This window comes from Pseudomonas sp. EGD-AK9 (assembly GCF_000465935.2).
GTDB lineage: Bacteria > Pseudomonadota > Gammaproteobacteria > Pseudomonadales > Pseudomonadaceae > Aquipseudomonas.
Genome location: NZ_AVOF01000076.1, coordinates 1 through 10062, shown reverse-complemented (window position 1 = coordinate 10062; position 10062 = coordinate 1). Strand labels below are relative to the sequence as shown.

14 protein-coding genes are annotated in these 10062 nt (G+C 68.3%); 8 read left to right on the top strand and 6 right to left on the bottom strand.

The features are described 5' to 3' along the window. Positions 1-334, top strand: a 334-nt coding sequence (locus tag N878_RS04315) for a nitroreductase family protein (RefSeq protein WP_021442459.1), incomplete at its 5' end; no start/stop codon positions are given. A gap of 47 nt (positions 335-381) precedes the next feature. On the opposite strand, the gene N878_RS04310 is transcribed toward N878_RS04315, so the two are convergent. The 5 genes from N878_RS04310 to N878_RS04290 form a co-directional block, all read right to left on the bottom strand. Then, positions 382-1713, bottom strand: coding sequence for a HAMP domain-containing sensor histidine kinase (locus N878_RS04310; protein WP_021442458.1), 1332 nt, complete (start codon positions 1711-1713; stop codon positions 382-384). Positions 1714-1775: 62 nt separating this feature from the next. Further along, positions 1776-2189, bottom strand: a complete 414-nt coding sequence (locus tag N878_RS04305) for a Spy/CpxP family protein refolding chaperone (RefSeq protein ID WP_021442457.1) — start codon at positions 2187-2189, stop codon at positions 1776-1778. A gap of 229 nt (positions 2190-2418) precedes the next feature. Beyond that, entirely contained in the window at positions 2419-3096 is a 678-nt protein-coding gene (locus N878_RS04300; protein WP_021442456.1) for a response regulator transcription factor, read from the bottom strand. Between the two features lie 5 nt (positions 3097-3101). Further along, entirely contained in the window at positions 3102-3482 is a 381-nt protein-coding gene (locus N878_RS04295; RefSeq protein ID WP_021442455.1) for a hypothetical protein, read from the bottom strand. A 36-nt stretch (positions 3483-3518) separates the two neighbouring features. Then, complete coding sequence (locus N878_RS04290) at positions 3519-3818, bottom strand: YciI family protein (protein ID WP_021442454.1); 300 nt, start codon at positions 3816-3818, stop codon at positions 3519-3521. A gap of 117 nt (positions 3819-3935) precedes the next feature. Here N878_RS04290 and N878_RS04285 point away from each other — a divergent pair, with 117 nt between their 5' ends. Next, entirely contained in the window at positions 3936-4802 is an 867-nt protein-coding gene (locus N878_RS04285) for a PHP domain-containing protein (RefSeq protein WP_021442453.1), read from the top strand. Between the two features lie 13 nt (positions 4803-4815). Further along, positions 4816-5442, top strand: coding sequence for an L-threonylcarbamoyladenylate synthase (locus N878_RS04280; RefSeq protein WP_021442452.1), 627 nt, complete (start codon positions 4816-4818; stop codon positions 5440-5442). Here the strand turns inward: N878_RS04280 and N878_RS04275 are convergent. Continuing rightward, positions 5439-5792 carry a PA2779 family protein gene (locus N878_RS04275; RefSeq protein ID WP_021442451.1) on the bottom strand — a complete coding sequence of 118 codons (354 nt, stop codon included), beginning with the start codon at positions 5790-5792 and terminating at the stop codon, positions 5439-5441. The genes N878_RS04280 and N878_RS04275 overlap by 4 nt on opposite strands. Before the next feature lie 163 nt (positions 5793-5955). Here N878_RS04275 and N878_RS04270 point away from each other — a divergent pair, with 163 nt between their 5' ends. The 5 genes from N878_RS04270 to rluB all read left to right on the top strand — a co-directional run. Beyond that, positions 5956-7170: a tryptophan--tRNA ligase gene (locus N878_RS04270; RefSeq protein WP_021442450.1), complete on the top strand. Its 1215-nt coding sequence runs from the start codon at positions 5956-5958 to the stop codon at positions 7168-7170. Positions 7171-7298: 128 nt separating this feature from the next. Further along, on the top strand, positions 7299-7997 hold the full coding sequence (locus N878_RS04265) for a ScpA family protein (protein WP_177342873.1): 699 nt from the start codon (positions 7299-7301) through the stop codon (positions 7995-7997). Then, positions 7994-8785, top strand: a complete 792-nt coding sequence (gene scpB, locus N878_RS04260) for an SMC-Scp complex subunit ScpB (protein ID WP_021442448.1) — start codon at positions 7994-7996, stop codon at positions 8783-8785. Before N878_RS04265 ends, scpB begins: the two co-directional genes overlap by 4 nt. Before the next feature lie 97 nt (positions 8786-8882). Next, on the top strand, positions 8883-9065 hold the full coding sequence (locus tag N878_RS04255; protein ID WP_021442447.1) for a DUF1289 domain-containing protein: 183 nt from the start codon (positions 8883-8885) through the stop codon (positions 9063-9065). Positions 9066-9147: 82 nt separating this feature from the next. Further along, positions 9148-10062, top strand: a 915-nt coding sequence (rluB, locus tag N878_RS04250) for a 23S rRNA pseudouridine(2605) synthase RluB (RefSeq protein ID WP_021442446.1), incomplete at its 3' end; no start/stop codon positions are given.

The following is a 10062-nucleotide window of genomic DNA, read 5'->3' as shown; positions in this document are numbered from 1 at the left end:
GGCGCTGAGCAAGGCACGCGGCATGCCGTTGCGGGCGCCGCTGCTGGTGGTGGTGATCGCCCGGTTGCAGGCGCATGCCAAGGTGCCGGCGCAGGAGCAGCTGATCGCCGCCGGTTGCGCCGCCCACGGCATATTGCTCGCCGCCCATGCCCAGGGCATCGGCGCGGTCTGGCGCACCGGCGACCTGGCCTACAACGCCCAGGTGGCCAAGGGCCTGGGGCTGGGTGCGGACGAGCGGATCGTCGCCTACCTCTATCTCGGCACCCCGGAACGCGAGCTGCGCCGGCCGCCGGAACTGGCGGTCGAGGATTTCGTCAGCGCCTGGAACGGCTGAGAGCGTCCCCGTCCGGCGAGCCTGGCACCAGCCCGGTCGCATCCGGACTACGGGCGATTCTGAGGTTGCAGCGGCAGGCTGAGCGTGGCGACGAAACCGCCCTCCGGGTGGTTGGCCAGCAGCAGTTCGCCGCCATGGCGCTGCGCGGCGCGGCGGGCGATGGCCAGGCCCAGGCCATGGCCGGCGCCGTTCTGCCCCGGCGCGCGAAAGAACGGCTCGCCCAGGCGCTGCAGATGATCGGTCGCCACCCCGGGGCCGTGGTCGCGCACGCTGAGCAGCAGGCGCTCGCCCTGGCGCCGGACATCGATCTCGATGGGTTGCCCGCTCGGGTTGAAGCGCAGGGCATTGCGTAGCAGGTTGTCCAGCGCCCGTTCCAGCAGATCCGGCCAGCCGTGCAGCGCAGCGCTGTGCTCGAGGTGGATCTGCAGGCGCTGCTCGGGGGCGATCAGGCTCGCGTCCTCTTGCAGCTTGCCGAGCATTGCGGCGAGGTCGACGGGCTGTGCGGCGCCGAGGTCGGCATCCAGGCGGGCGAGGGCGAGAATCTCGCTGATCAGCGCCTCCAGGCGGTCGCACTCCTGGTTCAGGCGCGGCCACAGCTTGTCGCGCTCGGCCGCCTCGGCGCGTTCGGCCAGGGCCAGGGCGATGCGCAGGCGCGCCAGCGGCGAACGCAATTCGTGGGAGACGTCGCGCAGCAGCTGGCGCTGGCTGCCGATCAGCCCCTGCAGGCGCTCGCCCATGCGGTTGAAGTCCTTGGCCAGCAGGCCCAGTTCGTCGCGACGGGTGGCCAGGCGCGCCAGGCTGTTCTGCTGGTAGGCGGTCTGCCCGAGGTCGTGCACGGCGCCGCGCAGACGATCCAGCGGGCGGGTGATCGACAGCGTCAGCAGCAGGCTGAACAGGGTCAGCACCACCAGGGCGATGCCCAGCGCGCTGAGCGGCCAGAACAGGCTGCCGCGGTGCCAGGCGGCCAGTTCCGGGTGGGGGATGCGGTAGATGAACAGGTAGCTGTCGCCGCTCTGCGGGCTGGTGTACTCGGCGGTCAGGCGACGCCAGGGCAGGCGGCGGGCCTCGCCGTGGCGGGCTTCGAAGGCGGCGGCGCGAGGCGGGAAGGTGCCCTTGACCAGCGGCTGGCCGCTCTCGCCGATTACCTGGGTGTTGATGCGATATTTTTGCTTGCGCTGTTCGAGGAACTGCTGGGCGGCGTGCGGGCCTTGCTGCTCATAGCGCTTCACCCACTTGCGGTCGAGGTCGTCGAGGCCCGGGTGCAGGCTGAGAACCCAGGCGTCCTGGTTCAGCGCGCGGCCGAGCAGCATGGACAACCCGGCGACCAGGGCGATGGCCAGCCAGAAACTGGCGAAGATGCGCCAGAACAGTGAACGCACGGTGATTCCTCATGCGAAAGCCCGCCGCTTCGGGGAAGCGGCGGGCCGTGGGTTGAGTCGGCTCAGTTGCCCTGGCCTTCCTTCTCGGCCTTCCAGGCCTTGAACTCGGCCATTTCGGCGCGGCGCGCCTCCATCTTCTTCTGGTGTTCGTCGAAGGCCTTCTGCTGCTCGGGATTGAGCAGCTCGCGCAGGGCCTTGTGCTGGTCGGCGCGGGCCTTCTCCAGCTCCTTGTGCATGGCCTGCTTGTCGGCCTCCGGCAACTTGTCCAGGTAGCGCTGAGTGATCTCGCGCTTGCTCTTCATCTGTTCGCCCATCAGCCTGCGAAATTCCTGGCGTTGCTCCTGGCTCAGGTTGAGCTCCTTGAACATGCCGTGGCCGCGGTCGTGATGGCGCGGGCCGCCTTCGTGCATGGGCATGGCCATCGCCAGGGTCGGCAGGGTGGCGGCGAGCAGCAGGGCGGTGAGGGTCTTGCGCATGGTGGTTCTCCTTGTCTCGAAACCGGTCGTTACCGGATGGGCTCAGTATGCGGCGGTCAAGGTCAAGGGCGGTCAGGCCTGGGTAAAGCTTGGGTAAAGGCGTTGTTGCGTGGGCTTTACCGGGGCGTGGCGGTATCGAGTGGCGCTGCAGGTGCCGGGTGGAGCCTCGGGTACGCCGGGCGGAGCCGCGGGCGGCTCCCTGTTGGGCTTCGCTGCGCTCAGCGCCAAGCTACGGCGCGTAGTAGTAGCCACGGCTGCGCAGGGCGAGGATACGCGGGCGGCCGTCCGGGTGCGGGCCGAGCTTCTTGCGCAGGTTGCTGACGTGCATGTCCAGGCTGCGGTCGTAGAGGGTCAGCTTGCGGCCCAGGGCCAGTTGCGCCAGTGCCTGCTTGTCCAGCGGCTCGCCGGGTTGGCGCAGCAGGGCTTCGAGCAGGCGGCTTTCTGAGACGGTCAGCGGCACGTCGTGCGCGCCGATGCTGACCACGCCGCGGTTGGGGCTGAAGCTCAGGTCGCCCAGCTCCAGCTGGCTGCTGGTCGGCGCCGGTGCGCTACGCCGCAGCACAGCGCGCAGGCGGGCGGTCAGCTCGCGCGGATCGCAGGGCTTGGCCAGGTAGTCGTCGGCGCCCAGCTCCAGGCCGAGGATGCGATCGAGCGGCTCGCCGCGGGCCGAGAGCATCAGCACCGGCAGTTCCGGATGTTCGCCGCGCAGCTGCTTGAGCAGCTCCAGGCCGCTGCCGTCGGGCAGCATCACATCCAGCACCACGGCGTCCGGCGCCTGCTCGACGAGGGCCTGGCGGGCGCTGCCGGCCTCATGGCAGGCGGTGACCTGGAAGCCTTCCTGGGTCAGCCAGCTGGCCAGCAGCTCGCACAGCTCCTGGTCGTCGTCGATCAGCAGTAAGCGGCTCATGGCGCTCAGTTGATCCACTCGCGGCGGGTCTTGCGGCGGCCGCGCAGCAGGGCGCCGACCAGCACGGAAAGCAGGCTGAGCCCGGCGCCGAGGGCGAACCAGGTCTGCTCCTCGCTGAGCAGGCCGGGCTGCTGCCGGGCCTGGCTCTCCTTGAGCTGCAGGCGCAGGCGCTGGTTTTCCTGGCGCAGGCGTTGCAACTGCGCGGCGCTGTTGGCCTGCTGTTCGCTACGCAGCTGTTCGCTCTGCGCCAGACGCTGTTCCAGGGTATCGGCCTGCGCCTCGGCCGAGGTGGCCGCGGCGAGCGGCTGGGGAGGTGTTTCCTCGGCTTGCGCCAGGGCGCAGGTCAGCAGCAGGGTGGCCAGCACGGACAGCGGGATCGGGCGCATCGCGATTCCTTGTAAGCGAAAGCAGCGTGGGAGGGATCAGGGCAGCACTTTCTTGAACGGCTTGACCACCACGCTGGCGTACACGCCGGCGGCGCGGTAGGGGTCGGCGTCAGCCCAGCTCTGCGCGGCGGCGAGGGAGTCGAACTCGGCGACGATCAGGCTGCCGCTGAAACCGGCCGGGCCCGGGTCGTTGCTGTCGATCGCCGGGTGCGGGCCGGCCAGCAGCAGGCGGCCCTCCTGCTTGAGCGCCTCGAGGCGGGCGAGGTGGGCGGGGCGAGCGGCCAGACGGTTGTCCAGGGAGTTTTCGACGTCGGTGGCGATGATGGCGTAGAGCATCTCAGTCCTTAGATGGGGTCGATCATGGAGCGGGGCAGGCTTTTTACTGCGCGGCGGCAGCCAGAAGTCGCATGTGCCGGCATAATAACAAACATCAATCTCAACGAAAGCGCCGCCATGACTGTCGATCTGCACTGCCACAGCACCGCCTCCGACGGCGTCCTGGCCCCCGCCATGCTGGTGAGCCGGGCCTTCGAGCGTGGCGTGCGGCTGCTGGCGCTGACCGATCACGACACCCTGGAGGGGCTGGACGAGGCGCGCCGCGCCGCCGAGGCCCTGGACATGCAGCTGGTCAACGGCATCGAGCTGTCCTGCACCTGGGGCGGCGCCACCATCCACGTGCTGGGCTACGCCTTCGCCAGCGACGCCCCGGATTTGCGTGCGGCCATCGAGGCGCTGCACCACGGGCGCTGGCAGCGCGCCGAGGAAATCGACCGGCGCCTGGCGGCCAAGGGCATGCCCGGGGCGTTGCAGGGTGCGCGCGCGGTGCAGCAGGAGTTGGGTGACAGCGGCAATGCGCCGGCGCGGCCGCACTTCGCCGAGTTCCTGGTGCGCGCCGGGCATGTGCGCGACCGCGCCGAGGCCTTTCGCAAGTGGCTCGGTTCGGGCAAGTTGGGCGACGTCAAGCAGCACTGGCCGGCGCTGGAGGACGCGGTCGGCACGCTGCGCGCGGCCAAAGCCTGGATCAGCCTGGCGCATCCGTGGCAATACGACTTTACTCGCAGTAAGCGTCGGCGTTTGGTCGCCGACTTCGTTGCGGCGGGCGGGCATGCCCTGGAAGTGGTCAATGGCATGCAGCCGGCCGAGCAGGTCGGCGGCTTGGCGATTCTGGCGCGCGAATTCGGCTTGATGGCCAGCGTCGGCAGCGACTTCCATGCGCCGGGCGACTGGTCCGAACTGGGCATGTACCGCCCGTTGCCCGACGACCTGACGGCGCTCTGGAAGCGCTTCGAACATGCACAGCCACCCGCTGTCACTTCATGAGCAGGGAGCAAACGTGAGTCAGTTTTTCCAGGTTCACCCGGAGAATCCCCAGGCGCGCCTGATCAAACAGGCGGTGGAGATCATCCGCGGCGGCGGCGTGGTGGTCTATCCGACCGATTCGTCCTATGCGCTGGGTTGCGCCATCGGCGACAAGAACGCGGTGGAGCGCATCCGCCGTCTGCGCCAGCTCGACGACAAGCACAACTTCACCCTGGTGTGCCGCGACCTGTCGCAGATCGGCCTGTTCGCCAAGGTCGATACCGCCGCCTTCCGCCTGCTGAAGAACCACACCCCGGGGCCCTACACCTTCATCCTCAATGCCACCCGCGAAGTGCCGCGCATGCTGCTGCACCCCAAGCGGCGCACCATCGGTCTGCGCGTGCCCGGCCACCCCATCGCCCTGGCGCTGCTGGAGCAGCTCGGCGAACCGCTGATGAGCGTCAGCCTGATCCTGCCGGGCGACGACCTGCCGCTGTCCGATCCCTACGAGATGCGCCAGATCCTCGAACACCAGGTCGAACTGATCATCGACGGTGGCTTCGGTGGCCTGGAGGCCTCCACCGTGGTCAACCTGGCCGACGACGAGCCGGAAATCGTCCGCGTCGGCTGTGGCGATCCCTCGCCTTTTCTCAAGCCCTAGAGAATCAGCGCCACCAGTATCGCCACCAGCAAGATGATGATGAAGTCGGTGCCGCTCAGCGCGCCGGCCACCGGCAGGCTGTCGAGGCGTTGCGACAGGCTGGCGATTTCCGCCGGGGTCATGGCGTCGACCCGTTCGCGGGCCAGTTGCGGCGGTACGTCCATGGCCTGCAGGGCTTGCTGCACGTCGCTGCGGGCGAGCAGGGCGTCGAGCTTGGCGCGTTCGGCGGCGAGGTTCTGTTCGCTGAGGATTTCCTCGGTACCGATCATCTGCGCCTGGGCCGGCAGGGCCAGGGCGAACAGGCAGGCGAACAGCAGGCTGGCGCAGAGGGAGAGGGCATTGTTGTTCATGGTGTGCTCCCGGTGGGTTGTCGTGGGCCCCGGCGCGGCGAGCCGACGCCGGCATCAATGTTTGGACTGGGCGTGGCGGACGGCGTTCCCGTCGGGGTTTTTCCGTTCGGCGCCTGGCTGCCCTATACTTCGCCGCCTTGTCTGTTCGTTTAGGTAAACCGGTTTGAGCCTTATCGACTCCGAGCGGCGCGTGCTGTCGGGCATGCGCCCCAGCGGCCGTCTACACCTCGGGCACTACCATGGCGTGCTGAAAAACTGGGTCAAGCTGCAGCACGAGTACGACTGCTTCTTCTGCATCGTCGACTGGCATGCACTGACCACCGACTATGCCGAGGTCGGCCAGCTGTCGCAGCACGTCATGGACATGGCGGTGGACTGGCTGGCGGCGGGCGTCAGCCCCAGCTCGGCGACCCTGTTCATCCAGTCGCAGGTGCCCGAGCACGCCGAGCTGCATCTGCTGCTGTCGATGATCTGCCCGCTGAGCTGGCTGGAGCGGGTGCCGTCCTACAAGGAGCAGCAGGAGCGCCAGGCCGGCAAGGACCTGTCCACCTACGGCTTTCTCGGCTACCCGCTGCTGCAGGCGGCGGACATCCTGCTGTACCGCGCAGGCGTGGTGCCGGTGGGAGCGGACCAACTGCCGCATATCGAGTTCGCCCGCGAAGTGGCGCGACGTTTCAACCACCTGTACGGCAGCGAGCCGGATTTCGAACTCAAGGCCGAGGCCGCCATCGGCAAGCTCGGCAAGAAGGCCGGCAAGCTCTACAGCAGCCTGCGCAAGGCCTACCAGGAGCAGGGTGACGGCGAGGCGCTGGAGACCGCGCGGGCGCTGCTCAAGGAGCAGAGCAACATCACCCTGGGCGATCAGGAACGTCTGTTCGGCTATCTGGAGGGCAGCGCCAAGGTGATCCTCGCCGAACCCCAGCCGCTGCTCGCCGAGCTCGCGCGCATCCCCGGGCTGGACGGGCAGAAGATGGCCAAGTCCAGCGGCAACGCGATCTTCCTGCGCGACGGCGACGCCGAGATCGAGGAAAAACTGCGGCGCATGCCCACCGACCCGGCACGGGTGCACCGCGATGACCCGGGCGAGCCGCAGCGCTGCCCGGTGTGGCCGCTGCACCAGCTGTATTCCAGCGACGAGCAGCTGCATTGGGTGGTCAATGGCTGCCGCAGCGCCGCCATCGGCTGCCTGGACTGCAAGGGCGCGCTGTGCACGGCGCTGCAGAGCGAACTGGCGCCGCTGCAGCAGCGCGCCATCGATTACGAGGACAGCCCCGACCTGGTGCGCAGCATTCTCGCCGAGGGTGCCGAGCGCGCCCGCGACGAGGCCCGCGACACCATGGCCGAGGTGCGCCTGGCCATGGGCCTGAAGTACCGATGAAGGAGCCGCAGCCGATGAGCGAATCCGTCGACAGCCAGGCCGGCGCGCAGCAGGAACTGCCCTTCGCCCTGGTCTACGGCGAGGCGGTCACCGAGCTGCCGCTGGACCTGTATATCCCGCCGGACGCCCTGGAGGTGTTTCTCGAAGCCTTCGAGGGGCCGCTGGACCTGCTGCTGTACCTGATCCGCAAGCAGAACATCGACATCCTCGACATCCCGGTGGCGGAAATCACCCGCCAGTACATGGGCTACGTCGAGCTGATGCACACCGTGCGCCTGGAGCTGGCCGCCGAGTACCTGGTGATGGCCGCCATGCTCGCCGAGATCAAGTCGCGCATGCTGCTGCCGCGCTCGGCCGAGGCCGAGGAGGAAGAGGACGATCCGCGCGCGGAGCTGATCCGCCGGCTGCAGGAGTACGAGCGCTTCAAGGCCGCCGCCGAGGGCCTCGACGAGCTGCCGCGGGTCGGTCGCGACGTCGTCGTGCCGCGCCTGGACGCTCCCGAGGCGCGTGCGCGCAAGCTGCTGCCAGAGGTCAGCCTGGAAGAGCTGCTGCTGTCGATGGCCGAGGTGCTGCACCGCGCCGACATGTTCGAGAGTCACCAGATCACTCGCGAGGCGCTGTCCACCCGCGAGCGCATGAGCGAGGTGCTCGAACGCCTCAAGGGCGGCGCTTTCGTGCCCTTCGTCGAGTTGTTCGCCGCCGAGGAGGGGCGCCTGGGGGTGGTGGTGACCTTTATGGCGGTGCTCGAATTGATCAAGGAATCCCTGGTCGAGCTGGTGCAGAATGAGCCCTTCGCCGCCATCCACGTCCGAGCCCGAGCCGAATGAACCTGACCGACCCCCGCGAACTGGCCCAGTTGCTCGAAGCCTTTCTGCTGGCTTCCGGCAAGCCGCAGTCCCTGGAGCGCCTGTACGAGCTGTTCGAGGAGGGCGAGCGACCGGAGCCGGCGCAGTTCAAGGCGGCGCTGGAGGTGTTGCGCGATTCCTGCGAGGGGCGCGCCTTCGAGCTCAAGGAGGTCGCCTCGGGTTACCGCCTGCAGGTGCGCGAGCGTTTCGCCCCCTGGGTCGGCCGGCTGTGGGAGGAACGTCCGCAGCGCTACTCGCGCGCGCTGCTGGAAACCCTGGCGCTGATCGCCTACCGCCAGCCCATCACCCGCGGCGAGATCGAGGACGTGCGCGGCGTGGCGGTCAACAGCAACATCACCAAGACCCTGCTCGAGCGCGAGTGGATTCGCGTGGTCGGCTACCGCGACGTGCCCGGGCGCCCGGCGATGTTCGCCACCACCAAGGGCTTTCTCGACCACTTCAACCTGAAAAGCCTCGACGAGCTGCCGCCGCTGACCGCCCTGCGCGAGCTGGAACCGGAGCCCGAGCTGGCCCTGGACGACGACGCCGAGGTGCCGGCAGGGCTGCAGGCGCGCGCCGACCTGGCGCTACAGGAAGGCGGCGAAGTCGCCGAACCGCGCGAGGAAACCAGCTTCCGTAGCCTGCTGGCCGAACTGGACACCATGGAGCAGGGGTTGAAGACCGATTTCGACGACCTGCGCCTGGTCGAAGACGAGGAGCAGGGCGACGAGCGTATGGCCGACCTGGATGCCGACGAGTCGTTGCATTGAGTCTGTTTAAGCACGGCATGCAATTCTTCAATCCCGCCGAGGCGCCTGCTGTCTTTATCCTTGCCCGCATTCGATCAATGCCCGCAAGGTGGCCGTCATGAGCAAGAGTCCCTGCATCAAGGTCTGCGAATTCGAGCAGGATATCTGCCTGGGCTGCGGTCGCAGCCGCCAGGAAATCAAGGGCTGGAAGCGTTTGGACAAGGCCGGGCGGCGGGCGCTGCTGGCCGAGGCCGACATGCGCCTGCTGGCGCTGCAGGCGACCGGCCGGCGCAAGTTGTAACTCTCGGCTACCCTAAGAGTCCTGCCGCGCGTATGATTCGCGCCCCTTCGATCATCCGTTACTACACCGGGAGGTGCCCAAGATGACAGAGCACGAACAACCGCGTCCTGCAGGCGAGAAACTGCAGAAAGTCCTGGCTCGTCTGGGCCTGGCCTCGCGTCGCGAGATCGAGACCTGGATCGGCGAAGGTCGGGTCAAGGTCAATGGCGCCACCGCCAGCCTCGGCCAGCGCGTCGACAGCCATGACGCCATCGCCCTCGACGGCCGCCTGCTCAAGCGCGAAGAGATCGCCGGCTCGGTGCGCCGCGTGCTGATCTACAACAAGCCGGACGGCGAAATCTGCACCCGCGACGACCCGGAAGGCCGGCCTACCGTGTTCGACCGCCTGCCGCGGCCGAAAGAGGGGCGCTGGATCAATATCGGTCGCCTCGACATCAACACCACCGGCCTGCTGCTGTTCACCACCGACGGCGAACTGGCCAACCGCCTGATGCACCCCTCCTACCAGATGGACCGCGAGTACGCCGTGCGCGTACGCGGCGAAGTCACCGAGGAGATGCTGGAGAACCTCAAGCGCGGCGTCATGCTCGAGGATGGCCCGGCCAAGTTCACCGACATCAAGGAAGCGCCCGGCGGCGAGGGCTTCAACCACTGGTACCACTGCGTGGTGATGGAAGGCCGCAACCGCGAGGTACGCCGTCTGTGGGAGTCCCAGGGGCTGGTGGTCAGTCGCCTGAAGCGGGTGCGCTTCGGTCCGGTATTCCTCACCTCCGAGCTGACCATGGGCCGCTGGCGCGAGATGGACCAGCGCGAGGTGGACATCCTTAGCGCCGAGGTCGGCCTGACCCCGCAGGCGCTGCCGGCGATGAAGGAGAAGGTGCGCGAGAAGCTCGACCGTCTGCAGCGCAAGTCGGCCAAGCCGGTGGACCCGCGGGCCAAGCGCGTGCTGCGCCCGGCCGCGGACGAGGCGGCCGGCGAAGGTGTCCGTCCGGCCCGT

Coding starts and splice junctions, on each gene's coding strand:
- N878_RS04300 (WP_021442456.1), bottom strand. CDS start 3,096: ATGAGCCGCTTACTGCTGATCGACGACGACCAGGAGCTGTGCGAGCTG.
- N878_RS04275 (WP_021442451.1), bottom strand. CDS start 5,792: ATGAACAACAATGCCCTCTCCCTCTGCGCCAGCCTGCTGTTCGCCTGC.
- N878_RS04285 (WP_021442453.1), top strand. CDS start 3,936: ATGACTGTCGATCTGCACTGCCACAGCACCGCCTCCGACGGCGTCCTG.
- N878_RS04255 (WP_021442447.1), top strand. CDS start 8,883: ATGAGCAAGAGTCCCTGCATCAAGGTCTGCGAATTCGAGCAGGATATC.
- scpB (WP_021442448.1), top strand. CDS start 7,994: ATGAACCTGACCGACCCCCGCGAACTGGCCCAGTTGCTCGAAGCCTTT.
- N878_RS04295 (WP_021442455.1), bottom strand. CDS start 3,482: ATGCGCCCGATCCCGCTGTCCGTGCTGGCCACCCTGCTGCTGACCTGC.
- N878_RS04290 (WP_021442454.1), bottom strand. CDS start 3,818: ATGCTCTACGCCATCATCGCCACCGACGTCGAAAACTCCCTGGACAAC.
- N878_RS04305 (WP_021442457.1), bottom strand. CDS start 2,189: ATGCGCAAGACCCTCACCGCCCTGCTGCTCGCCGCCACCCTGCCGACC.